This is a genomic window from Thalassobacillus sp. C254 (assembly GCF_001310615.1).
The window spans coordinates 78,724-102,777 of sequence record NZ_BAXQ01000005.1 but is presented as its reverse complement, the minus strand read 5'-3'; the positions used below and the strand labels follow the sequence as shown (position 1 = coordinate 102,777).

Genomic DNA, 24,054 nt, shown 5'->3' with positions numbered 1-24,054 from the left:
CTTACATCCCCGCTTTCTTCAGATGTTTCTTTACTTCTTCCAGAACAGGAAGTGCGGTCATTGCACCTTTGGTAGATGCCGCCAGTGCTCCGGAAACCGATGCAAATCTTGCCATGGTAACAGCTTCAGTTAGCGTTATGGAGTCAACGGATCCTTCATGTTCGTTCAATGAATAGAGCATTCCGGAAACAAAAGCATCTCCGGCGCCTGTTGTATCCACAGCTTTGACTTTCAGAGCGTCTACATGAGCCTTCCCATCCTGTGTAAATACATAGCTGCCTTCAGCACCTAAGGTCACCACAATTAACGGGATGTGATATTGGGATAACTTTTCGACGCCAGTATCTATATCTTTCTCACCTGTAATAAATTCAAGCTCTTCCTCTGAGATCTTTAGGACATCAGCCTTACCGAGCATGGATATGATCGTATCTTTTGCCTGCTGTTCAGAGTCCCAAAGCCCTAACCGAAGGTTAGGATCATAGGAAATGATCAATCCTTCTGTTTGGCAAGTTCGACAGCATGAATAGTGGCCTGTTTAGCCGGATTGCTTATCATGGAGATCGAGCCAAAATGAAGAATTTTATGATTATGTAAGTCCCTTTCTGAAATTTCTTCAGGCTTCAAAAAACGGTCTGCACTCGGATTAATATAAAAATCAAAGCTCCGTTCCCCGTCTTCCGTGTTTGTCACAAAAACAAGCCCGGTTCTTACATCCGCTGAAAGAAGCATATGATCTGTTCTTACTCCGTACTCGCTGAGTGTCTCCTGTAAAAAACGACCTAATACATCATCCCCGACTTTCCCGACAAACGTTGATTTTGCTCCCAGACGAGCCAGTCCTACTGCAACATTGGCAGGTGCGCCTCCTGGGCTTTTTTGAAAGTTCACATTCTCCTTGTCAAGAGGAATAAAATCAATTAACGCCTCACCAAGTGATATAATCCCTTTTTTCATTTGTTAACCTCCTGAAATTATTTACTATTACACCTTTTTATTAATAAAAGCACAACCCGGGCAAGCCACAAGAGGCCTGCCGAGGTTGTGCCTCAAACAATACTTATTTATTTGGTTCATCATCCCATCCGAGCAGGAGGGTAGCAATTATGGCACCAATAAGAGCAACAATTACCCCAATGCCATAATTAATAGGGTCCTGGGCAATAGCAAACATTGGTAGTCCTGTTAAACCGATACCATTTGCCATTACTTGTGTGAAGACGACATATGCTCCGCCTAGGGCACCCCCGATCGCCGCACCAATGAATGGTCTGCGGTGCTTTAAGTTAACCCCAAAGATAGCAGGTTCCGTAACACCAAGAAACGCAGATACAGCAGCTGGAACAGCAACTTCTTTTGTTTTCTTGTTTTTTGTCTTAAAGAAGACAGCCAACGTGGCCCCGCCTTGGGCAACATTTGCCATCGCCCAGATTGGAAGCAGGTAATTTCCTCCAATCTGAGTAAGGAGCTCGGCTTCTATTGCATGGAAGCTGTGGTGAACACCAGTTAACACAATGGTAGAGTACAAGCCTCCAAATATCAAGCCTGCTACAGGCCCTGCGGTCTCATAAAGAAACCCTAGTGCTCCTGTAATCGCATCACCGAGAATACGACCAAGAGGACCGATAAATAGTAAAGTAAAAAATCCAGTTAAAATGACTGTTAAGAATGGCGTAAGCAGTAAATCTACTACGTTTGGAACGATTCTGCGCAAAACTTTTTCAATTTTCGCCATGACATAAATAGCCAAGAGAACTGGTATAACGGTACCCTGATAACCAAGCATTTCAACTCCGATGCCAAAGAAATCCATAGTTTCCGGCTGAGCATCTGAAAGACCCCATGGGTTAAGCAGTTCAGGATGCGTCATTATTCCGCCGATAACAGCCCCAAGATACGGGGTTGCACCAAACTCTTTCGCCGCACTAAAACCGATTAATATGGGCAGGATAATGAAGGCTGCGGAGGAAAACATATCGAGCATTATAAATAAAGCAGTGTCCTCATCCACCCAGTTATACGTGCTCATTAATCCGAGAAGCCCCATCAGCATACCTGATGCCACTATGGCAGGAATGATCGGAACAAAGATATTAGACAGCGTTCGTGCAAAACGAGCAATCGGGTTCATTTTTTTATTAGCAGCTTCCTTATGAGAGCCTGAATCTTCTTTTTCCCCTGATCCAAGACCAGCAAGAGGAGCAAAATGAGAGAATACTTTGTTTACTGTGCCTGTACCAAATATAATCTGAAACTGCCCGGAACTGGAAAAAGCCCCTTTTACTCCATCAAGCTCTTCAACGGCACCTTTGTCAATTTTGCTTTCGTCATCAATTACCAAGCGAAGACGGGTCGCGCAGTGACTGCCGCTGATAATATTATCTTCACCGCCTAAAAGCGGGATTAAATCTTCTGCGATCTTTTTGTGATCCATTTTATACCCTCCCCTGTATTTTTTCGCAAACAAAAAAGACCTAAAGTATATAAAAGTACACATATCCTGTCCAAAAAAAGACAGACTTCTTGTGTCCCATTACATAATTTAGGTCTTGCCTGCACTACCAGTCACAATCCTGCGATATGAAATTTAACTTTTATAACCTTACACCATGAAAGCGGTACCGTCAAGAAGAAACAAAAAGAAAAAACCAAGAATTTTGCTACTTTTTGAGACGCTGAAGATGAAGGGAAAGATACGCTATTTCTGACGATGGAAAAGCAATGCCGTATTCCTTCTTCAGGTATTCAGCGGCTATCTTGGCACAGTGGTAGGCTTTCTCATATTTTTCTTTAATCAGCTCTGCCATTTCTTTTTCCACAGGTTCGAATTCGCTTTCCTGTTCCATGCGATTCAAAGCAAATCGCAAATGAGTAATCAATCTTTGGTAATTAATACTCTCTTCATCAATTTCAAGGTTCATCTCGTTTTCCACCTGGGCGATAAAATCATGAATCACCGTTGCTTTCTTCATTGTATCACTCATTGTAGCATTTTCAGGCTTGGCTGTATGAATATGAAGAGCGATATGAGCCGCTTCATCATCCGGAATCTCTATTCCAAGTTCCTTCTTAATTTCTTCTTTAGCCCAAACCCCAACCTCAAATTCTTTTTTGTACAAGAGCTTGATTTCGCTTGTCAGTTTATTTTTTATTGGAATTCCCTCACTCAATCTCTCTAACGCAAAAGAAAGATGATCGGTAAGAGCAATATGGATATGGTCATTTAAAGGAACTTCCAGATGCCCTTCAGCATAGCTGATAATTCTTTCTGCCAATTCTATATGTGTTTCCGGCAGGGTGGAAAGGAGCTGCTGGAATTTTTCTGACGTATTCTCCTGCAACAAAAAGACCTTTTCAATTTTATCCTTTGGAATGATATCATTCTTTCTTTTCTGAAAAGCAATCCCATTCCCCATTACGATCTTCTCTTGCGGCCCGTCTACAACCACTACAGCATTGTTGTTTAATATCCTGAAAATACGCATCATCCTGTTCCTCCATAAAAATAATAAGAAATATTACCGTCAAAGGACTTAATTTTACCAGTATAAAGTGATCAAGGTCAATTGAACTGGTTTTAAGAAAGATCCCCCTAGGCGTAATGAAAAAGTAGATTAATCACTTGAAATTACGTTCACAGCGTCTTTACTTATAGACACAACAGGCAAAATGAATACTAGGTTAATATCTACCATAAATTTCACTACAATCTTTCTCTATTACAAAAGCCCCTTTTTTGAAAATCTAGTAAAAGGTGATAAATACACAACCAAAATACAAGCACATACATAGGATAACACCGTAAGACCTAAATTTAATAAAAGGGAGGAATAAAAATGGGAGTACCAAACGGACTGTGCTTTGTCATCATCACGACAACAATAGGTGACACTGAGGTAATCGTTCTAGAGGGAACATTTCCTACAACAAATGGTAACTTGGTTGTAGTTGAGGTTCTAGGAACAACCTTAGAAATACCATGTCCATCAGTCGACCTAGAGGTAGGTATTACTGTCCCCGTTTTAGGCGATATCACTCTTGTAATTAATGCACAGCCAGTCGCTGCACAATAATAAAAAAATTTGTCCCATGAACCTTTGGCGGCCACTGGCCGCCTTACAAATTATAACAAAACACCGTATCTAACAAATGTTCTTAATGACTACTACCGGAGTGATAGGCATGAAGAAACCTTTAATTGGAATCATGGTAACTAAGATAGCAGCAGCAAAGAGAGATTATATCAAGGCTGAAACGTTACAGGTGGACATTTTATTATTTAGTTACAATGGTATAAATTGGAAAGAAAAGAAAATAAAAGGACACTTCCTCTCAGGAGGGCGATGGCAAAAGAAAACCTGTCCCTTTCCGTCAGCTATCTACTATCGTCGTTATGCCGCTAATGATTACCTGGTGAAACAATTAGAAATGATTACAGGTAAGGGAAAGGTATTTAATTGTGTTACTCAATTCGATAAGTCGATCATTCACAACCTATTAAAAACATCTGCAGTTTCACCTTACCTTCCAGATACCTACCCTTATCAAAAAGCACAACTATTAGAATTGTTGTCCAAGTATCGAAGACTTATTTTGAAACCTTGTTTAGGCTATCTAGGAAGACGTGTTTATTTACTTGAACAAACGGAAGATAATCAGTACCGATTGTATGAAAATATTTATAGAAATATATCTCAAGATCAAAGTTTGAATAAAGAGACTCCCGCTGATAATACAGAAGCAAACTTCCTCAAAAAACTTTTCAGTAATAATCAAAACCTGTTTGTCCCTGCCAAAATTAACACAGATAATGCACAGCATTTTACTGATAAGGTTGATCAACTAGTTGGTCATAGCAGATTTTTATTACAGCAATTTGTTCCTTTTGATGAGATTGATCACAAAATTTATGACATACGCATGTATGTTCAAAAAAATGGAAATGGAAACTGGACAGTTTCAGGAGGATTTAGCCGCATAGGAAATGCGAATTCCTATGTTAGCAACTTGTGCACTGAAATCAAAGATTATCATGGAATCGTAACAGGAAATACGAAATTAGGATTTCATCAATTAAATAAAATGAGAAGCATAAGTTTAAACACGGCATATGCTTTAGAAAATAAGCTCGGTCACTTGGGGGAAATGTGTGTAGATTTTGGACTAGATAAACATGGTAAACCATGGATTATCGAAGTAAACGGAAGGCCACAAAAGAAAATGGTTAAACGACTTAATGATAAGGAATTGATTAACGCTGTATATTTAAAGCCAATTGAATACGCACGCTTTCTGGCAACAAAGAAACCAGCCACAAGATTTAAAGAATTTAATTCTTTTGATGCAACCACATTAAGGAATGCTTCTCCAGCTCAAAAACAAGGCCTTCTTAAAACATGGTATAAAAACACATGGAGGAATAAATAACACAGGCACTTACAGAAATCTCTTTTATATGTAAGTGCCTTTTTCCACGTTGATATAGATGGAATATGTAACCACTAGGATTCAGCATAATCTTCCAACCATTTTTTTAGCAACGAAAAAAATTCACTCTGGATAAAGTCTAAGATCTTCAAACTTGAATTCTTATATAGGTCCTTCCTTATTTTCCAATGATTAGAAGGTCATTGAAAAAGTATGTTTCCATTTCTCTTTAAAGGGAAATGCAAAGAAATGAGACAGGCTGCTTGCCTTCTTGGTTACTTCGTTACTTCGAATAAAACGGGGTGAGGTAGAGATGAGTTTACAAGAAAAAAAGATAATTCAATACTTTCGCCAGATAGATAGAAGCTTTTATATGAATACAGATAAAGATATGGCACACATGGACCTGGCTGTATCCATTGGCCATGGCCAGACCATTTCCCAGCCTTCCCTTGTAGCGAAAATGACAATTACTCTGGATCTTGAGCCTCATCACCGTGTACTGGAGATAGGGACAGGATCTGGTTTTCAAACCGACCTATTAGCTGCTTTTTCTAACGAAGTATATACAGTAGAACGGATTGAAGCTCTCCATGAACGAGCTAAAGAAAAATTAGCTCAAGCTGGGTTTGAAAACATTACATTTAAGCTCGGAGACGGCAGTGCAGGTTGGAAAGAACATGCTCCCTTTGACCGGATCATGGTTACAGCTGCAGCGTCTGTTATACCGCCGGCATTGCTTGAGCAATTGGCGCCCGGTGGAAAAATGGTGATCCCTGTAGGTTCGCCTAACAGTCAGGAGCTCACTCTGGTGGAAAAAGATGCAGATGGCTCCGTTTCTTCAACCGTTTTAGGAAGCGTTGCATTCGTTAAGCTCCATGGCGCATATGAACAGGAAGATGACCTTGGTGGGTGAAATCAATAATTAATTATAAGTTACACAGTGGCTGACTTGTAAGACAGCTTTTATAAGTCTCAATACTCCCAACAGCCTGCATCTTAGAATATAAATCATAGAAATGAAGGAGAAATTGGATGAGTTCGAAAAAAGTAAATAAAACGGAAAATGATTCAAAACTGAAATTAATAGATTATAAGATCTTTTTACCCGCCTTATTCATCATTATTGCAATCAGTATCCCGTTTGCAATCAATGAAGAAGGATCTCTTGAAGTATTAAACGCAGTGTTTGACTCTATTGTCGGGGCATTCAGCTGGGGGTATCTCTGGTACGGGGCAATCCTGGTTGTGGCAGGACTTTATTTTTCATTTTCAAAGTACGGTAATGTCGTTTTGGGAGACCCCACAGAAAAGCCGAGGTTCACTCTTTTTGAATATGCTTCTATTCTCGTAGCCATGGGGGTAGGATCAACACTCATGCGGACGGGCATGCTTGAATGGTCCTCCGTGGCAATAGACCCACCCCTTGGTGTAGACCCTCAGTCCACCGAAGCCATCCTGTGGGGGAACGCCTACAGTATGTTCATGTGGAGCTTTCAGGTGTTTGCAATCTTTGTAATGATTGCCCCGGCTATGGGCTACATTTTACATGTGAGAAAGCGCCCCCTTATGAGAATTTCTGAGGCCTGCCGTTCGATTTTCGGTGACCGATTTACAGATGGTTTTGGAGGAAAGCTCCTGGATATTATTTTCCTCATTAGTATTCTTGCTGGTGCAGCTGTAACTCTTGGATTAGGAGCTCCGATTGTCACTTATAATTTATCAGCTTTACTTGATATTGAAGTAACGTTTGGCTTAACTCTTACCGTAACGATTATCTGGGTATTGTTATTTTCAATCAGTGCCTATGTAGGGATCGAAAAAGGGATAAAGCGTCTAAGTAAATTCAATATGTACCTTGCCGGCGCCTTTGCTCTCTTTATCATGATTGCAGGGCCTGGAATTTTCATCCTTGATTACTTTACGGAAAGTGTTGCTTTCCTTCTTTCCAACTATCTGCAAATAAGCTTCATGACAGAGTCCTTAGCCGGCGGTGACGTAAGTCACATCCAGAGCAACACGGTTTTCTGGTTTGCCTACAGTGCTACATGGGCCATGCTTCACAGTGTATTTGCCGCTAAGATTTCCCGGGGCCGGACCATTAAAGAAATGATCCTCACGTACTTCCTTGCTCCCACGCTCATTTCATGGGCAGCAACAGGGGTTCTTGGCGGACTTGGTGTATACAAGTACCTGACTGGTGAAGTGGCTGTTCTTGATATCGTGCAAAATGGAGATGAGATGGCAGCCATTCCTGCGATACTCTCTTCTCTTCCACTTCCTGAAGTGGCTTTAATTGTCTTTATGGTTGTGGCGTTAATCTTCTTAACTACAACACTAGATTCAACTACGTACACGATTGCAGCTTATACAAGTACAGAAGATATGAGTAAGACTGAACCTCGAAATTTCTGCGTATCATGGTAGCTGCTATTATTACGGCAGTAGCTTTGATTTTGATGAGAGTGGGCGGACTCGCTCCCCTGGAAGTCATTTCGGGGCTTATGGGCTTGCCGGTGATTATCATTCAGTTCCTATTAATCTATGCTGCTATAAAAATGATGAATGAGGACCGTGCTTGGGTCTACAATGTAAGAAAATAAAAAAGATGTCTACACGTAAAAAACCGAGCTGGAGTTATTCATTCCAGCTCGGTTTTTTTGTTCAACTACTTGTCTACAGAAGACGCGTAACATCGCTCAATGTTGGTTTGTTTTTAAAATGGATACTCTCTGTAGCCAGACATTACGCTCACAGTTTGTACGGTAGTAAATTTATCAAGGGCCCATTCTCCGCCAAAACGGCCAAGCCCTGAATCCTTTTCTCCGCCAAAGGCAACGTGGGCCTCGTCATTGACGGATTGATCATTTACATGGATCATCCCTGTTTCAATTTGACGGGCAACCTCCATACCCCGGAAGCGGTCCTTTGTAAAGACAGAGCCGCTAAGTCCGTAAATTGTATCATTAGCCGTTTCAATGGCTTCTTCCTCTGACTGTACTTTAACAATAGAAACAACAGGCCCAAACAATTCATTTTGGAAAATATCCATGTCCTTTGTCACGTTACTTACAACTGTTGGCTCAAACACGTTTCCTTCATGTGATCCGCCGGTTAGAAGGTTTGCTCCCTCTTTTACACTGTGGTCTACTTCTTTTTGAATGCGCTCCACTTGTGAGTGATTAATCAGCGGTCCTACTACCGTAAATGAATTTGTTGGATCTCCATAAGGAAGCTCTTTTACTCTTTTTACAAATTTCTCTACGAATTCATCATGAATAGAAGCATCCACAATAATGCGATTGAGGCCATGCAAATTTGGCCTGATGAAGGAACTTGCCAAAGATAGCCGCATCTACGGCACGGTCAACATCTGCATCATCGAGGATGACCATCGCGTTATTGCCGCCAAGCTCAAGGGCCGTATCCTTAAGAAGCTTTCCTGCCTCTGATGCAAGGTGGCTTCCTACCTCTGTGGAACCTGTAAAGGAAATCAGTTTAGGCACCTTATGCTGGACGAAAGCATCACCTATTTCAGAGCCCCGGCCGACAACCACATTCACGACTCCTTTTGGAAAGCCTGCTTTTTCAAACAAATATCCAAATAATAGTCCTGATGTCATTGGTGTATCTGATGCCGGTTTGATAACGACTGTATTCCCTGCTGCAAGCGCAGGTGCAACAGAGCGCATAGATAGATGGAACGGAAAATTCCACGGGCCGATGACTCCAACGACTCCTTTGGGACGACGGTATACGTAATTCTCTTTATTTGGCACATTAGAAGGTAGAATTTGTCCATTCATCCGTGAAGGAAAGGAAAGGGCTTCTCTTGTTACTTCATAAGCTGCCCCAAACTCAGCTTCTGCTTTTATTCTCGTACTGCCTGATTCTTTTATCAGCCACTCTGTAATCAAATCTTTTTCTTCTTTAAGTACCTGAAGCAGTTTTTCAAAGTATCCTTGCTTTTCTGCTGGTGTATAAGCAGCCCATTCCTTTTGAGCATGGGCTGCAGCAGAATAAGCTTCATTTACATCTTTTTCTGATGCTGATTTTATAGTGGAAATTCTTTCATTTGAGAAAGGATTATTGTTTTCTATCGTTTTCTCACTGCTGCCTTCTTTCCAGAATCCATTGATGTATTGTAGATCTAGGTGCAAAGTCAAGGTTACTCATCCTTTCAATGTATAGAAGATATTTAAGATTTTATTTTAACACCACTGTATTTTGAAACAAGAAATATGCTCACCCTCCTCTTTTTCCACGTTGATCACTTTGAAACGGCTTGTTATATTTTCTAATAATAGTTATGCTACTATAATATTCGTTACATAAATTAAAAGCAGGGGGACGCATGATGAAAAAGAAATGGCTAACCTTTGGACTGTCTGCCTTAGTCCTGTTAACAGCGTGCGGGGACAACAGTTCTGAAGAAACGGCAGCAGAAGAAAGGGAAAGTGAGGAAACCAGCTCCTTTCAAGTGAGCGAAACAGGGAGCGAAACAGGGAGCATCGGTGATGGAAAAGAAGTGTTTGATGAGAATTACGGAGAGCCCACACAGGAGGGTGATACGCTGACCAGTTATCAGGATGATTACATTCTCGTTTCTTTTCTGGAAGGCATAGCAAATTCAGTCACCGCCCAATTTGAAATGACTGATGAACCAAGAAGAACGGAAAGTGAAGTGCTTGAGGAACTTAGCGGTATGATTCCTGAGGATGCAGTGAAAGTAGATGCTTATGAAGAGCCTGATTATTTCAGAAAAGTCCTTGTTTACCAAAGTGATTTGGTGGCAGATTCCTTTGAGAAGTTGGAAGACTACGACCCCTTCAGGGAAGAGGAGGCCGGTACCTTTATTCTCATTTTAGAAGGCGAGCCTGAAGATGACAGCTACTTTGGTGCGTTAATCGCTCCAGGCCATCATCCATAAACGAAAGAAAGGGACACTTTTTCACAAGAGGAAGTGTCCCTTATTATTAGATTGCAGGCAGTTACTTGTTAAAAGCCTGTTTCAAAGAAACTGCTGCCTTCTCAATACTTTTCTTTCCCTGATCTATAACCCCTGGCATCCAAAAGAAGCCATGCATCAGCTCGTCATAATGGGCCTCTTCCACATAGACACCGGCGTGCTTCAGACGCTCAGCATACGCTCTCCCCTCATCGCGAAGGGGATCATATCCGGCAGTAACAACTAAGGCTGGAGGCAGCCCCGTTAGATCTTCTGCAAGCAAAGGGGAAGCATATGGCTCCCTTCCTTCTTCTGGGCTGTTTAAGTAATGATCCCAGCACCATTTCATCGTGTCTTTTGTCAAAAGGTATCCGTCACCGTTTTCTTCATAGGACTTTGTAGTATAGGCATGATGGGTTACAGGATAAATTAGCATTTGAAACTTCAAAGACACTTCTTGTTTGTCCCTTGCCATTAAAGATACAACGGCAGCAAGATTCCCCCCGGCACTGTCCCCGCCTACAGCTATCCATTCCGGGTCAGCTTGTATAGTGGGCCCTTGCTCAGCTGTCCATTTTACAGCGGCGTAGGCATCTTCCACGGCTGCAGGGTATTTATGCTCAGGAGCAAGCCTGTAGTCTACGGATATGACTATGCAATGAGCGCGATTAGTAAGTAAACGGCATGACACGTCTACTCCATCGAGATCCCCTGCTACCCACCCTCCACCGTGAAAGTAAACTAAGGCCGGAAAAGGTCCGTCCCCTACTGGAGTGTAGATACGTATGGGTATCTGTCTTTCAGGGCCTGGTATCAATTTGTTTTCTACCTTCCCTACATGCTCTGGCTCCCCGGAGAAACTTGAGAAGTCAGTTGCTGCCCTTGCCTCCGCAGGTGTTAAAGCATGTGTCGGCGGTCTGCCTGCTGCCTTTATCTGTTCTAAAAGATCTTTAGACTGTGGATCCAGTGCCATCCTTCATTCCTCCCCTCAATGTGTGTTATCTCCTTTTTACTTATATCTATCACATCTCCTTCAGGTCTCTTTCACCCTGAGAAAAATATATGTTCACCCCCTTCTCCTAGAACAAGAAATAAAAAATACCAGGCAAAGAAATTCAGCCTGGTATAACAAAGTGATGTAACTGTCTGTGGCTCCTCGCTGCCCTTACGCAAATACATTATTATATGTAGTAATTGTATAAGGCTCTTCAAGCAATTCAGGAACTCTTTCTTTAAACCGTGTAAAATGTTCTGTTTCACGGTGCTTTGCCTGGTCTTCAGGCGTTTTATAGACTTCAATAATTAAAAAGCGGGATGGTTCCTCCTTTTCTTGAAATACATCAAACTGAACGATTCCTTCTTCCTGGATACTGTGCTTTCGGTTGTCTTCTACCACCTCAATAAAATTGTTGACTGCATCTTCTTTCACTTTCATGGATACATGGACGATATACATCATTTACCTCCTCGTTTTTTTATTTGCTATTGCTTATAAAAAAGGAAACTCCCTTATATTCGGAGTTCCCTTCACATGGTTATTATACGCTTCCTGCTCTTAACTTTCTATGGCTTCTACCACTTTATGGGCGGCACTTTCACTGGACATAGGGTTTTGTCCTGTCACCAGGTTTCCATCGCGGACAGAGAAATCCTTCCAGCTTTCCCCTGAAACAAATTCTCCTCCTTTTTCACGGAGCTTTGATTCAAGTAAAAATGGCATTTCTTTTTCCAGCTTCATATCTCTTTCTTCCTCATCTGTAAAGGCATTCACTTTTTTCCCTTTAACCAGCGGGGTGCCATTCTTATACGTGACATTCACCAGACCAGCTGGTCCGTGGCATACAGAGCCAATCACTTTATCGTCTTCCGCAAATTCCTGAAGAACCTGCTGCAGGGTTTCATTATCCGGGAAGTCAAACATGGTTCCATGTCCTCCAGGAAGGAAAACAGCGTCAAAGCCATTGGCATCGTCACTGCTTAATTTTGCAGTGTTCTTTAATTCCTCTTCAGCCTCATGCCATTTTTCATTTTTCTCTTCAGGAATACTGTTTGGGTCAAGAGGCACCTCTCCGCCTTTAATGCTGGTTACCTTGACCTCGTAACCTTTTTCCTTAAAGACATTATACGGCACAGCAAACTCCTCTAACCAAAGGCCGGTTTTGTGATCGTCTGAGATCGTTGTATGATTTGTTACTACCATTAATACTCGTTTATTAGCCATGTGAATAGCCCCTCCTACGTGTTTTTTAATGTTACACCCTAATTTTACGACCTTGGGAAAAGAACCGACAAATAATATGCTTATACTTAACAGTTGGACGGGGTTAGTTTACACCCAAGGCAGAAGATTATTCTAAGGTGCCTTTATTATGGTGCCTGTATTATGGTGCCTTATTATGGTGCCTGGCACCACAGTCCTCTGTAATACTAATTTCCCATTACATCACGGGATCTTCTCGATTTCTGTTACATCCAGCAGCGGTGCCTGGCACCACAGTCCTCTGTAACATAACTTCCCCATTACATTACGGGATCATCTCGATTTCTGTTACATCCAGCAGCGGTGCCTGGCACCACAATCCTCTGTAACATAACTTTCCTATTACATCACAGGATCTTCTCGATTTCTGTTACATCCAGACAGCGGTGCCTGGCACCATGGCGCATCTGTTTTCTCTAGGGAAATAAAACTTTTAAGCTCCATTTTCTAGTCAGTATAAGGTTAAATCCTAACAATCTTACAAAAAGGCTTTGACATCTTTCGTGAAATGAGGTAAATTACCTAAGGGACGAACAATTAAAAGTTCCTTACTCTACATCATTCGTTTTTAGGAGTGTAAATTATGGACAATGTATTTGATTATGAAGACATTCAATTAATTCCTGCAAAATGTGTAGTTAACAGCCGTTCTGAATGTGATACAACCGTTACTCTAGGCGGGCATAGCTTTAAGCTGCCTGTTGTACCAGCAAACATGCAGACAATCATAGACGAAAAGATTGCCAGGTTCCTAGCTGAAAACGATTACTTTTATGTAATGCATCGTTTCGAACCAGAAACTCGGATAGATTTTATTAAAGATATGAAAGAAAGTGGATTAATTGCCTCAATTAGTGTTGGAGTCCAGGAGGAAGAGTACTCCTTCATTGAACAGCTAAAAGCGGAAGAACTTTCTCCTGAGTTCATCACCATAGATATTGCCCATGGCCATTCAAACTCTGTCATCAATATGATTCAGCACATTAAAAAGCACCTCCCTGAGAGCTTTGTCATTGCTGGAAATGTCGGTACACCGGAAGCAGTAAGAGAATTAGAGCACGCCGGTGCAGATGCGACAAAAGTGGGGATTGGCCCAGGAAAAGTATGTATAACCAAAATTAAAACAGGGTTTGGAACAGGCGGCTGGCAGCTGGCAGCCCTTCGCTGGTGTGCTAAAGCTGCAAGTAAGCCAATCATTGCCGATGGCGGGATTCGGACTCATGGTGATATTGCTAAATCTGTACGCTTTGGTGCAACAATGGTTATGATCGGTTCTCTATTTGCCGGCCACGAAGAATCTCCTGGGGAAACAGTTGAAAAAGACGGAAAGCTATACAAAGAATATTTTGGTTCAGCTTCAGAGTACCAAAAAGGGGAAAAAAGAAACGTGGAAGGCAAGAAAATGTACGTTGAGCATAAAGGATCTCTGCATGATACATTAACTGAAATGGAGCAGGATCTTCAATCAGCAATCTCCTATGCCGGAGGAAATAAGCTGGAATCAATTCGTACTGTGGACTATGTAATCGTAAAGAATTCTATCTTTAATGGTGACAAAGTATTTTAATAGCTACGTTAATATCTCCCCTTTTAGGAGATACATTAGCTTACGATAATATATCTAATTTTCACTTTTAACGAGCACGGGCTCCATTTTGGAGCCTTGTGCTCTCTTTTTTTACCGAATTTCCCTTGTTTGGCTTCGTTTCTGTTTAAATAATGAAAGCCTGAGGGTAAGGTAGTAAGAGCCACTCATTTCCAGCCGACATTTACCTTTTCCTGATCTGGCGTTTCAGGAATGAAATGGTCATATTGGGGTAAAGATAAAGGAATGGAAAATTTCACTAAAGGAGGTTATGAATTGGATCAGCGAATAGATCAAGTATCACAATGGCTTGAATCCCAAAAAGGAAATGTCCTTTTTATCAAAAAAGAAGAACTGGAAACTGGGAAAGATGAAGTGATGAATACAGATAATGTCCGGTTTACGTTAGATTCTGTAGACGTCAAAAACAATAAAGCGTCCATTGATGATTACATTCCATCTAAAGAAATCATTCTTCATGGATCCGGTACAGTTCAAACTGATGAAGGACCAACAGATCTCCCTAGTGATGTATACGAGATTCCATTAGGTGGAGAGATAAAAACCGAAAAAGACAGCAACGGAGTCAAGGTGGAGACAGAAGACGTAATTTATACCATCTTTGCCCAAAGCAGATAATTTTCACTTTCCCTGTCAAAAAGAGCGATCTCTCTAAAGAGGATCGCTTCTTTACTTATTCCTTATGAAGTCCACATTCTGTTTTACCGCTGCCGCTCCATCTTCCGCTTCTTGAATCCTGCCCATCAAGTACAGCTGACGTACAATGAAAGCAGCCGATGCTTGGAAAGTTCTGGTCATGAAGAATGTTGTAAGGAAGGTTATTTTCTTTAATATGCTCCCATACCTCATCCCAGGTCCAATGGATCAGAGGAGCAATTTTTATGGATTGAAAACGATTGTCGATGTTAACAAATTGAGTATTCTTTCGGGTGGGAGACTGTTCCCGCCGCAAGCCGGACATCCAGGCTTTATGCTTGGACAACTCTTTTTCCAATGGTTCCAGCTTTCGCAAAGCGCAGCATTTATCAGGAGCTGTTTCCCAGAGTTTATCCCCGTACTGTTCAGACTGCTCCTTTACGGAAAGCTCAGGCTTAATGGACTCTATCGAAACATCCGGAAAATGTTCTCTCACTTTTTTCAGTAGATCGTAAGTCTGCTTAAAGTGAAAGTCGGTATCAAGAAAGACTACTCTTGCTCCTGGTTTCACTCGATTGATAAGATCAAGGAGGACCATCCCCTCGGCTCCAAGGCTGCATGCGTACACCAGATCGTCACCGTACGTTTCATATCCCCATTTCACAATGTCCAATGCTATCCTGCCATCTAATTCCTCATTAACTTTTTCCACTTCTTCTTGTGTGGTTGTCGGGTAATCTAAAATCAAACCCTCACCTCCGTTTATCGTTCAGCACCTGTCTGGTTGTAAGGATTTGCAAGCCACCGATGAAAGATAACATTTTTCCTTATAATAATTCCTTTTGGTCTTTTTTCTTCCATTCTGCAGAAAGCTCTAAGAACCATTCTTCATCTTTCGTTTCTAAAGCCAGATCTATAAGAAATTCAAGCTGTGTTTTGCTTTTTTCAAATGAGCTCGGAATTGTTTCGACCCAGTGGTGAAGCATTTCAATTGTATCTCCCACTATATCATCATTATCAGAGTTGACTACAGTGACTCTTACAATGTCCTTTGCCGGGTCAATCTTGTCAATATACCCTATGATTAGCTCTCCATTTGGTGTCTTTCCTGTAACCCAGCTGCTTTCTTCAACAAATGCTTTACTTACTGTAAACAATAGCATTCACCTTCCTGTGGTATTTGTCCGATTTGAATCAGTCCATTCTGATTCCATCAGCGGCTCTTTTTCATTGACACGCCGGCCGTTACCCTCACTATTTATATATTGTATTTCCGTTTTTCACAAATTGCTAACGTATATTTCTTTCTCTATGGTCTTCATTAACTGTAATCATTTTTGTTACATTTAAAAACTGAAAAGAAAGCGTTGCGCTTCCTCGATGTTTATTATCTTAATACATTTATTTCCCTTGTCAATTACTTTTGTTTGATATGGATAAAGTTAACAACTTCTCTGATTGTATAATCTTTTAAATACTCACCAAGGTGCTCTTCTGCTCCTAAAAATATATGCAGCAGGACATTTTTCATGTTCGCCCCAACAATACAGTCCTCATTGGAATCGGGACACTTAGGCTGCAAAGCTCCTTCAGAGGTAACTTGGTAAATATCCCACAGTGTTATCTGACCAGGATCAAGGGCAAAAATAAATCCACCGCCAGTACCTTCCTTGGAAGTAATAAACTCATGCTTTCGCAGTAAACTTAACACTTTCCTTATCCGTACTGGGTGCACGCACGCACTTTCTGCAATCGCCTCGCTTGTAGACATTCGGTCTGGTTTCAAGGCAAGAAGCGTAAGGCTGTGTACGGCTAGTGTAAAATTACTGTTCATTTCCATGGCCTCCTGCAAACATTCACTAAATGGTAAGTGAGCCATCAACATTTTTGTTGACCTCTAAATGTAATAATATATATTACAGTTATGAATGTCAATGATTTTACCACTTTTTCATTACACGATTGTTTTGCTAAGGAGGATGCCCGTTATTTGTTTGAAACAGGCTGCGGTTATGGCAATTGTTTTTTCAGATCTTTATTTAATAAAGCTGTCCTGACGCCTATTCCCTAAATGAAAAGCAGAAAAGGTCTTATACAGATCCCAGAAAAAATAATTTGCTGCCCTTTACCCCTTCGTAATCAGTTGCAATTTGTGTTCTCAAACAAAAAAGCACCCTTTGGCTGCTTTTTAAAGGGAAAATTTATTATCTTTTTTCATATTTATATCCATCGATCACTTTAAAAGGCTGATACCCCCATTTGCGGTAACACTTTAAAAGACCCATTTCCTTAGGCTTGTAGTAAACGGATAAAAGCTTTTTGGCAAGCAACAATTGAAATTCCTCCTCACAGTGATGGACGATCGTAAGATGAAATAATTCTTTGTTATCCAATTTTATTGATTTCCCGTTTTAATTTTCGTTAAACATATAAATCTTATTCTTACCCCATCTTCCTTCTCATAACTTTTTAGCTTTTTCAACTATCTGCCACTTTGTTTGTTATATTCCTAACAAATTTTGAGAGAGAAACAAAAAGCAGAGGAATAAGGAGCATTTATTCGTTTTATTAGGAAGAAAACATACCAAACATAACAAATAAGATATAGAGTGATTTGTCAGAAAATTTAACAGTATATCGCTTTTGTTTTACTATTACCCTTCGTGCTACGATTATTACTGTCAAAAAAACATTTTGAAAGGGTTGATCGGACATCCATAGGATAAGCTCCAATCACACAACTGAAATGGAAAAAGCGATGTACCAATCCCACGGGTTTGGGTACGCGGAATATGACAGATGCCTGGATAAACGAATGATCGTTGAAGCCTCACGAGAAGAAAACTACAAAAAGGCTGTGAGATTGCAGCTGAGTTTCAGTAAAAACATAAAATAAAAGACAAAAGAACCGGCAGAAAGCCGGTTCTTTTTCTATTTCAAGTCTGAGCGAGCCCTCTCTCCTAGTTTACTGTCTCTCAGTTACTCGAGTTACCGGATGTATTCACCCGTTTTCCTTCTCTGGTAAATACTACTTCCGATCCCACAGCTCTAAACCTGTACCAAACCATTCACATCGATTGATGGATATGTCTCGCTTATGTTTTACGTAACGTGTTTCAAGCTGGCCGCATTTCTTTCCTATAGGGGACTGTGCTTAAAATAGAAGCCGTGAATTTGAATCTTTAGTTTTATTTTATATTCTTTTTTAATTCTCATACGATTAGGGTAGCAGGGACTAGGGAAATAGTTTACTCTTACCTTACTTACTATTTTTCTATTGACTAAAAAGGCAAGAGGAAGATTTTACAGAATATCTATTATATCGGGCACAGGATTCTTGCTAACGACGTGTTATTGTTAGTCTTACTATATGAAAGAAAGGAACATCGATATGGGGAAAGTAATTTGTATATATAATAATCAGAGTGAAAGTTTAAAAACTACAACAGTTATCAGTTTAGCCAGAAACTTAGCCAAGGAAGGAAAAAAGGTTTTAATCATAGACACCAATTATGAAGCAGATGTCTCCCTTTCTTTTGTCAGCACAATTGATAATTTTTTAACAAGCCTTTATGAGGTAATTATGAAAGACGTTGATCCTTCAAAAATCACAGCTGCTGTTCATCGCTATATTGATCTCTTGCCTGCAAACGATGATTTAATTGGAGTGGATATTGAAGTCATAGGCAATCCAGAAAAGTACCCTGCCCCCTTTAATTTAATAAAGGAAAAGTGCACCAAGCTGCGGGAAACCTATGATTACATATTACTGGACACGCCTTCAAACTTTTCCTTGCTGTCAGGGAACGCTATCCAGTTCGCTGATCAGGTACTCATCCCATACGCGCCCGATTCATCCTCGCTGCGATCTTTACAGCGGGTGATTAAAACAATCAAAGACTTTAGCAAGAGATATCATCCTTCTCTTGAAATTGCAGGTGTATTTGCCGTCAAAGTAAATTTTGAAACCACCCTTCACCAGCAGATTATGCAGGAAACAAGGCGCTATTGTGTAACTGAAAGTATTCCGATGTTTGAAACATTTGTGGCCAACACCCCGAAAACTTCCGGGTCCCTCTCGCAAAAGCCTGAACACCTTTCTGTATACCAGGAACTTTTAGAGGAATTAAAAAAGGCAGAGTGAAGCATTTTCCGTTTGGATTTCTCCTGCCTGATGAATCCAGCCTTGCTGATTCAGGCTGTTGAGAAGCTCTTCTCAACAGCCATTTTTACATCATTAACCTGATTACTCAGATAAGAATAGTTAACTTAACATAACTAATCCACTAGGATCCCATAAGATAGTCCAAATTTTAAAGTGTAATTTTCCCTATGCTGTGCATCTTAATAGTGAGAACTTATTTGGCAACTGAATTTCGACAAGGAGAGGCTGTTATGGTCCAATTGTGTAGATCTGCAGACAACCTTTATAAAGGGTTCTATACCTTCTGCTTTGTGCCAATACCCTCACTCTGCTTCTTTGCACTGTATATCTAGCCACAGCTCCCCTTCATGCCTGGTGGAATGCCCTTGGGGTCCTTCTTCTGTTAACTTTGCTGGGCAATATAGTCGCAGCAATTACGCCAAGCCCCCATTCATGGATCGATTATCTTTATTTACTGGCAACCGCCGGATTCTTTGTGGCCATTCCTCTCTTAAACCGGGCCGCTTCAATAAATATTAGCCATTTGTCGTCTCGAAGCACGCTTACAGTTGTATTGCTCTTTTCTCTTCTCTTTCTAGGTTTAATAGTAAATTTCATGAAATTACATAAGCGTTCATCAAATTCTGAAAAGGCAATACCAGACAGCCTGACTGTAAAAGGGATAACAGTACTGCTGACCATCACCATTTTCATTGGTGTATACGCTTCGGTTCATTTAATTATCGGGAAAAGTGCAGGAATTATCGAAATGACATTTCCCCAGTATGCCGTATTTTTCAGCCTTATCTATCTTGCTTTAACAGGCCTCCTCTTAAAAATGCACAGAAACAGAAAAAGCTCTTTTTTCTATAAATCAGTACTCATTGGCGGGGTTTGGTCTGCATCCGTCTTTTTGATCCCGCTGGCCGTGACCCCCTTCTGGCTGGTTGATGCAGAGGGTACCTATACACAAAACTTTGGAATAACCTCTGAGCCTTTAACTTCTTTAGAAGCAAAACCTCAAACGATGATGAACATACCTTTTTCCCTTCCTGACTATTTTTTTGGAAAACGATCTGGGGAATACCGTGTGATCGAAAACATCCCTTATTATGAAGGGACAACTGGTCCTGACAAAGGTATCAAGCTGCAATTCGATGCCTATCTTCCTCCAGAAGGGAAATCAAACCTTCCTGGTAAACAGTCTGTACTGATCAGGATTCATGGCGGCGGGTGGACAGCCGGAGATAAAGGTTCTTCTAATAATCCCCAGGTAAATAAATATTTTGCAAGCCAGGGCTTTGTTGTTTTTGATGTTCAGTACGGTCTCAGCCACGAAGAGAAACTCTTTTCCTTTTCCCGGGTGCCCGAAAACATTGTGGCCGGTTTTTCCATAGATGATATGGTCCGCCATATTGGGATTTTTACAGACTACCTGGCTGAGCACCACCAGGAATATGGTGCTAATTTGAATTCTGTCTTTGTTTCAGGAGCTTCTGCCGGCGGGCAATTAGCCAATGCTGCAGGACTTGGCGCTAATGGAGTGCATGAATTTATTAATCCATCACTTCATGTGAAAGGGATTATTTCTGTCTACCCTGCAAATGGGTTAGCCCCTTATTTAGAGATAGAAGGAACAAAGGAACTGACAGATCCGGCTCGGCTTATCTCTGAAAAAAGTCCACCAGCACTTGTTTTCCAAGGAACACACGATGGTTTGGTACCTCCATTTGTTGCCCAGGCTTTTGACCAGACTTACAAACAATACAATTTACAATCAGTACTTTTGTTGGCTCCTTTTGGGGGGCATGCCTGCGTTTCCTATTTTCCTGGCTACTATAATCAGACGTTTCTTTATTATATGGAAAGGTTTCTATATCAATTTCAGTAAAAACTGGTGGAAGTTATACCACGCTCTTATGGAATCTGTTACTCTAGAAATAGGCGCGACAGCTTGCTTTCTCCTTTCTTATAAGCTGGAAAAAAGCTGTTGTACGAGTAATTGGTGTACAAAGGAGTTAGAATATACTCATGTTTCAGGACCTTTTTAATAAAATACAAATTCCTCTTATGATTACAAATTCAGATGGGAAAATTGTTTTTATAAATGATGCAGGGAAAAAGGTTGCAGAAGATGTAACCGGCAGCAGTCTCTATCAATATTTACCTGCTGCTTATGAAAGCATTGTTAAAGAGTACACATTCTCGCCTAAAGCTTTTATGTCAAAACAAGCTGCTGAGAAAGTGGAAATCATGGTTAATGGCAGCCTCAAAACAGCTGATATGACGGTACTGGATGAACAGCACCTCCTTTTTCAATGGAACCATTCTCTGACGACATTTGAAAACTTTTTGATATTAAAGAAACGATGACAAATAGAATATTAGATGGAGGTTCTCTCCTTGACATTCTTACAGCCCTGTCTGATGTGGTGAAACGAGAGCTTTGGATGAGCCCCACTACTCTCTAGTCCTTTTAGAAGACAAAAATAAAGCAGCAGATGTTATCTCCCCTACTCTTACAGAATGCTTGTATCCAAGGCTTAATGGACGAAGGCTCACAAAAGAAGACGGCCTCCATGGAGAAACTGTACTTGCTAATAGACCTTCTTTTGTTTATGACCTTTCGGAAAATGAAAAGTTGAGAAATTATTACCACTTTCTTTCTTCATACGATATACGATCAATTTGGTGCGAACCCATAGTCATAGACGGAAATATCGTGGGAATCTTTACAATGTACCATAATGCTCCATCTGCACCAACGGAGCATGATATAAAACTGCTAAATGTCTGCAGCTGTCTAATTGCTCTTGCGGTCAGGCATACAAAAATGAAAGAAAAATGGGAACAGGTAGAAAAACAGGAATATGAAATGATTGCTCATTATGCCGGAGACGCTATTACCGTTCTCAACAAAGAGGGCTGCATTATTTATGCGTCTCCTTCCCACTTGCCCATCACAGGATATTCTGGAGATGAATTAGAACAAAAAAATGTACTTGATTATATTGATCCAGACGATCGTCCAGAAGTTGAGGAAAAAATCAGCTGCTTACATGAATCAAAGCAAGAAGGCTATCTAGAGGTGCGATTCAGGAGGAAGGACGGAACATACATCACCGTAGCCTGCAATGCCAAGCCCGTCCTAAAAGGAAATAACAAGGGCGATATATATCGATTCATCGTGATAAGCAGGGATATTACTGAGCAAAAAATCGCTGAAAAAAAGCTCGAAGAAAGCGAACAGCATTATAAGTCTCTCTTTTATTATAATGCCAACCCTGTTGCTCTCTTAGACTTGGATGGGAAGATTACCTCGACCAATGGTCCACTGGAAAAATTGCTTTCTTTTCATAAAGAAGAATTTAACGGATACTACCGGCAATATATTCATCCAGATTACATTGAAAGTACAGACGGGTATTTCCAAAGAGCCGTAAATGGCGAGGCTGTTACCTATGAAACTGTCGGTCTTGACAAAAATGGCCAGCCCGTTTATCTCCTTATTACGAATATCCCTGTAATCCTTGGTGGAAAAACTGTGGGGGTTTATTGCATAGTAAACGACATTACAGATAAAAAACTTGCACAGGAGCGCTTAAGAGAAAGTGAAGAGGAGCTGAGAGCTCTGCTGAATTCAATGCCTGAATTTGTTATTTTCCAGGATAAAGACGGAAGGCTCATTGAACTAAATGAATCGGCAAAGCAATTGCTCAGCTATAGGCAAACGCAAACAGGTTCTCCAGGCATGTTAAATCCAGAATCGTTCTCTCAAGTAGAGAAGTCGGAATGGGTGAAAAAAGATAAAGAAGCATGGGAAAAAGGAGAATTTATTCAATATGAACAACAGATGGTCCATTCTGATGGCAAGCCACGAACCTATGAAATAGTAAAAGCGCCCCAATTTAGTGATAACAACGAGAAAAAGTATATGGTCACTATAGGACGAGACATCTCTGTTCGCAAGGAAATGGAGGGGGAATTAAAAGAAACTAAAGAACTTCTTGAGGCTGTTTTTAATAACAGCGCTGATGCCATTCTTATTATTAAGCTAAACGGAGAACTGCTGAAAGCAAACCCTGCCTTTTACTCTCTCTATGGTTACTCACCAGATGATTCTAACATTCTTCAAACGAATTTAATTCCCGAAGAATTGCGAGAGGAGACGAATGCGCTCCTTGAACGAGTGAAAAAAGGCGAGAAAGTTGTGGACTATGAAACAAAGAGAAAAACAAAGAATAGAGAGTTATTTGAAGTCAGTATAACTTATTCCCTATCAGAGATAAACACGGCAACATATCCGGCATTTCAGCTATTTCAAGAGATATTCGCGACCGAAAGAAAACAGAGGAGCTCCTGCGCAGATCGGAAAAACTGTCAGTTATAGGCCAGCTTGCAGCAGCTGTGGCCCATGAGGTACGCAACCCTCTTACTTCAATTAAAGGCTTCACTCAATTATTCGAGGACAAAATTGAAAAAGAATATACAGAGTTAATGCTTTCAGAATTAAGCAGAATCGAAATGATTATCAATGAGTTTCTTACATTGGCTAAGCCGCAGGCAGTCAATTTCAAACAAGAAAACATTATCACCGTTCTGAGAAATATTCTTTCTATCATTGAGGCCCAGGCGCTATTAAATAATATTAATATAGAGACAATCTTTCATGCTGAAAATGTTCTGATAAACTGTGATCAAAACCAAATGAAGCAGGTATTTTTAAATATCATCAAAAACGCAATGGAAGCGATGCCAACAGGCGGAATTTTGTCTGTAAAGACCCAAATTACTGATTCCTGTTTGGAAATAGGAATTACCGACGAAGGTGTCGGCATACCTCCTGAAAGAATACAAAGACTTGGAGAACCCTTCTTTTCCAACAAAGAAAAAGGCACAGGCCTTGGGTTAATGGTCTGTTTTAAGATTCTCGAAGACCACGATGGCCGAATTGACATAAACAGTGTGGAAGGACAAGGCACCACAGTTACCATTAAACTCCCTTTGCAAGAGGAATGATCAAGAAGGAAACT

At 40.7% G+C, this 24,054-nt stretch carries 22 protein-coding genes and 2 pseudogenes; 12 read left to right on the top strand and 12 right to left on the bottom strand.

Annotated elements, in window-relative coordinates:
- Position 1: 1 nt before the first annotated feature.
- From JCM19033_RS07430 to JCM19033_RS07420, 3 genes and pseudogenes are all read right to left on the bottom strand, one after another.
- Positions 2–957, bottom strand: a pseudogene (locus JCM19033_RS07430) (aminoimidazole riboside kinase).
- 103 nt (positions 958–1,060) lie between these two features.
- Complete coding sequence (locus JCM19033_RS07425) at positions 1,061–2,434, bottom strand: sucrose-specific PTS transporter subunit IIBC (RefSeq protein WP_054635848.1); 1,374 nt, start codon at positions 2,432–2,434, stop codon at positions 1,061–1,063.
- Positions 2,435–2,660: 226 nt separating this feature from the next.
- Positions 2,661–3,485 carry a PRD domain-containing protein gene (locus JCM19033_RS07420; protein ID WP_054635899.1) on the bottom strand — a complete coding sequence of 275 codons (825 nt, stop codon included), beginning with the start codon at positions 3,483–3,485 and terminating at the stop codon, positions 2,661–2,663.
- Positions 3,486–3,836: 351 nt separating this feature from the next.
- Between JCM19033_RS07420 and JCM19033_RS07415 the strand changes: the two genes are divergently transcribed.
- The 4 genes and pseudogenes from JCM19033_RS07415 to JCM19033_RS07400 all read left to right on the top strand — a co-directional run bounded on the left by JCM19033_RS07415 (position 3,837) and on the right by JCM19033_RS07400 (position 8,030).
- The gene (locus tag JCM19033_RS07415) at positions 3,837–4,073 is read left to right on the top strand and encodes a hypothetical protein (protein WP_054635847.1); all 237 of its coding nucleotides are present in this window, start codon (positions 3,837–3,839) and stop codon (positions 4,071–4,073) included.
- A gap of 85 nt (positions 4,074–4,158) precedes the next feature.
- Positions 4,159–5,427, top strand: coding sequence for a YheC/YheD family protein (locus tag JCM19033_RS07410; RefSeq protein ID WP_269758038.1), 1,269 nt, complete (start codon positions 4,159–4,161; stop codon positions 5,425–5,427).
- Between the two features lie 313 nt (positions 5,428–5,740).
- Positions 5,741–6,343: a protein-L-isoaspartate(D-aspartate) O-methyltransferase gene (locus JCM19033_RS07405; protein ID WP_083465320.1), complete on the top strand. Its 603-nt coding sequence runs from the start codon at positions 5,741–5,743 to the stop codon at positions 6,341–6,343.
- Positions 6,344–6,462: 119 nt separating this feature from the next.
- A pseudogene (locus tag JCM19033_RS07400) lies at positions 6,463–8,030 on the top strand (BCCT family transporter).
- A 113-nt stretch (positions 8,031–8,143) separates the two neighbouring features.
- On the opposite strand, the gene JCM19033_RS28030 reads toward JCM19033_RS07400, so the two are convergent.
- Entirely contained in the window at positions 8,144–8,743 is a 600-nt protein-coding gene (locus JCM19033_RS28030; RefSeq protein WP_374701211.1) for an aldehyde dehydrogenase family protein, read from the bottom strand.
- Positions 8,700–9,593, bottom strand: a complete 894-nt coding sequence (locus JCM19033_RS28025) for an aldehyde dehydrogenase family protein (RefSeq protein ID WP_374701210.1) — start codon at positions 9,591–9,593, stop codon at positions 8,700–8,702. Before JCM19033_RS28025 ends, JCM19033_RS28030 begins: the two co-directional genes overlap by 44 nt.
- 188 nt (positions 9,594–9,781) lie before the next feature.
- Between JCM19033_RS28025 and JCM19033_RS07390 the strand changes: the two genes are divergently transcribed.
- The gene (locus tag JCM19033_RS07390) at positions 9,782–10,357 is read left to right on the top strand and encodes a hypothetical protein (RefSeq protein WP_157049785.1); all 576 of its coding nucleotides are present in this window, start codon (positions 9,782–9,784) and stop codon (positions 10,355–10,357) included.
- Positions 10,358–10,418: 61 nt separating this feature from the next.
- On the opposite strand, the gene JCM19033_RS07385 is transcribed toward JCM19033_RS07390, so the two are convergent.
- The 3 genes from JCM19033_RS07385 to JCM19033_RS07375 all read right to left on the bottom strand — a co-directional run bounded on the left by JCM19033_RS07385 (position 10,419) and on the right by JCM19033_RS07375 (position 12,596).
- Complete coding sequence (locus JCM19033_RS07385) at positions 10,419–11,348, bottom strand: alpha/beta hydrolase (RefSeq protein WP_054635844.1); 930 nt, start codon at positions 11,346–11,348, stop codon at positions 10,419–10,421.
- A 192-nt stretch (positions 11,349–11,540) separates the two neighbouring features.
- Complete coding sequence (locus tag JCM19033_RS07380; RefSeq protein ID WP_083465319.1) at positions 11,541–11,834, bottom strand: putative quinol monooxygenase; 294 nt, start codon at positions 11,832–11,834, stop codon at positions 11,541–11,543.
- Positions 11,835–11,930: 96 nt separating this feature from the next.
- On the bottom strand, positions 11,931–12,596 hold the full coding sequence (locus JCM19033_RS07375; RefSeq protein ID WP_054635842.1) for a type 1 glutamine amidotransferase domain-containing protein: 666 nt from the start codon (positions 12,594–12,596) through the stop codon (positions 11,931–11,933).
- Between the two features lie 622 nt (positions 12,597–13,218).
- Here JCM19033_RS07375 and guaC point away from each other — a divergent pair.
- A complete protein-coding gene (guaC, locus tag JCM19033_RS07370) occupies positions 13,219–14,202 on the top strand; it encodes a GMP reductase (protein WP_054635841.1) in 984 nt (327 codons plus the stop codon).
- 294 nt (positions 14,203–14,496) lie between these two features.
- Positions 14,497–14,859 (top strand): hypothetical protein, encoded by a 363-nt coding sequence (locus tag JCM19033_RS07365; RefSeq protein WP_054635840.1) that lies wholly within the window; start codon positions 14,497–14,499, stop codon positions 14,857–14,859.
- A gap of 55 nt (positions 14,860–14,914) precedes the next feature.
- Here JCM19033_RS07365 and JCM19033_RS07360 read toward each other — a convergent pair whose 3' ends face one another.
- From JCM19033_RS07360 to JCM19033_RS23290, 4 genes are all read right to left on the bottom strand, one after another.
- Positions 14,915–15,625, bottom strand: a complete 711-nt coding sequence (locus JCM19033_RS07360) for a phosphoadenylyl-sulfate reductase (RefSeq protein ID WP_054635839.1) — start codon at positions 15,623–15,625, stop codon at positions 14,915–14,917.
- Positions 15,626–15,704: 79 nt separating this feature from the next.
- Complete coding sequence (locus JCM19033_RS07355) at positions 15,705–16,034, bottom strand: IDEAL domain-containing protein (protein WP_269758037.1); 330 nt, start codon at positions 16,032–16,034, stop codon at positions 15,705–15,707.
- A 260-nt stretch (positions 16,035–16,294) separates the two neighbouring features.
- Entirely contained in the window at positions 16,295–16,711 is a 417-nt protein-coding gene (locus JCM19033_RS07350) for an Rrf2 family transcriptional regulator (RefSeq protein ID WP_054635837.1), read from the bottom strand.
- A gap of 370 nt (positions 16,712–17,081) precedes the next feature.
- Positions 17,082–17,270 (bottom strand): hypothetical protein, encoded by a 189-nt coding sequence (locus JCM19033_RS23290; protein WP_157049784.1) that lies wholly within the window; start codon positions 17,268–17,270, stop codon positions 17,082–17,084.
- Between the two features lie 998 nt (positions 17,271–18,268).
- On the opposite strand from JCM19033_RS23290, the gene JCM19033_RS07345 reads away from it, so the two are divergent.
- The 5 genes from JCM19033_RS07345 (at position 18,269) to JCM19033_RS07325 (ending at position 24,040) form a co-directional block, all read left to right on the top strand.
- The gene (locus JCM19033_RS07345) at positions 18,269–19,021 is read left to right on the top strand and encodes a ParA family protein (protein WP_054635836.1); all 753 of its coding nucleotides are present in this window, start codon (positions 18,269–18,271) and stop codon (positions 19,019–19,021) included.
- Between the two features lie 409 nt (positions 19,022–19,430).
- On the top strand, positions 19,431–20,912 hold the full coding sequence (locus tag JCM19033_RS07340; protein ID WP_054635835.1) for an alpha/beta hydrolase: 1,482 nt from the start codon (positions 19,431–19,433) through the stop codon (positions 20,910–20,912).
- Between the two features lie 140 nt (positions 20,913–21,052).
- Positions 21,053–21,394, top strand: a complete 342-nt coding sequence (locus JCM19033_RS07335) for a PAS domain-containing protein (protein ID WP_054635834.1) — start codon at positions 21,053–21,055, stop codon at positions 21,392–21,394.
- A 73-nt stretch (positions 21,395–21,467) separates the two neighbouring features.
- Positions 21,468–23,411 (top strand): PAS domain S-box protein, encoded by a 1,944-nt coding sequence (locus tag JCM19033_RS07330; protein WP_054635833.1) that lies wholly within the window; start codon positions 21,468–21,470, stop codon positions 23,409–23,411.
- Entirely contained in the window at positions 23,300–24,040 is a 741-nt protein-coding gene (locus JCM19033_RS07325; protein ID WP_306301273.1) for an ATP-binding protein, read from the top strand. Before JCM19033_RS07330 ends, JCM19033_RS07325 begins: the two co-directional genes overlap by 112 nt.
- Positions 24,041–24,054 lie beyond the last annotated feature (14 nt).

Coding starts and splice junctions, on each gene's coding strand:
- JCM19033_RS07380 (WP_083465319.1), bottom strand. CDS start 11,834: ATGATGTATATCGTCCATGTATCCATGAAAGTGAAAGAAGATGCAGTC.
- JCM19033_RS07415 (WP_054635847.1), top strand. CDS start 3,837: ATGGGAGTACCAAACGGACTGTGCTTTGTCATCATCACGACAACAATA.
- JCM19033_RS07335 (WP_054635834.1), top strand. CDS start 21,053: ATGTTTCAGGACCTTTTTAATAAAATACAAATTCCTCTTATGATTACA.
- JCM19033_RS07375 (WP_054635842.1), bottom strand. CDS start 12,596: ATGGCTAATAAACGAGTATTAATGGTAGTAACAAATCATACAACGATC.
- JCM19033_RS07390 (WP_157049785.1), top strand. CDS start 9,782: ATGATGAAAAAGAAATGGCTAACCTTTGGACTGTCTGCCTTAGTCCTG.
- JCM19033_RS07350 (WP_054635837.1), bottom strand. CDS start 16,711: ATGAACAGTAATTTTACACTAGCCGTACACAGCCTTACGCTTCTTGCC.
- JCM19033_RS07410 (WP_269758038.1), top strand. CDS start 4,159: ATGACTACTACCGGAGTGATAGGCATGAAGAAACCTTTAATTGGAATC.
- guaC (WP_054635841.1), top strand. CDS start 13,219: ATGGACAATGTATTTGATTATGAAGACATTCAATTAATTCCTGCAAAA.
- JCM19033_RS07385 (WP_054635844.1), bottom strand. CDS start 11,348: ATGGCACTGGATCCACAGTCTAAAGATCTTTTAGAACAGATAAAGGCA.
- JCM19033_RS07420 (WP_054635899.1), bottom strand. CDS start 3,485: ATGCGTATTTTCAGGATATTAAACAACAATGCTGTAGTGGTTGTAGAC.
- JCM19033_RS07425 (WP_054635848.1), bottom strand. CDS start 2,434: ATGGATCACAAAAAGATCGCAGAAGATTTAATCCCGCTTTTAGGCGGT.
- JCM19033_RS07405 (WP_083465320.1), top strand. CDS start 5,741: ATGAGTTTACAAGAAAAAAAGATAATTCAATACTTTCGCCAGATAGAT.
- JCM19033_RS07345 (WP_054635836.1), top strand. CDS start 18,269: ATGGGGAAAGTAATTTGTATATATAATAATCAGAGTGAAAGTTTAAAA.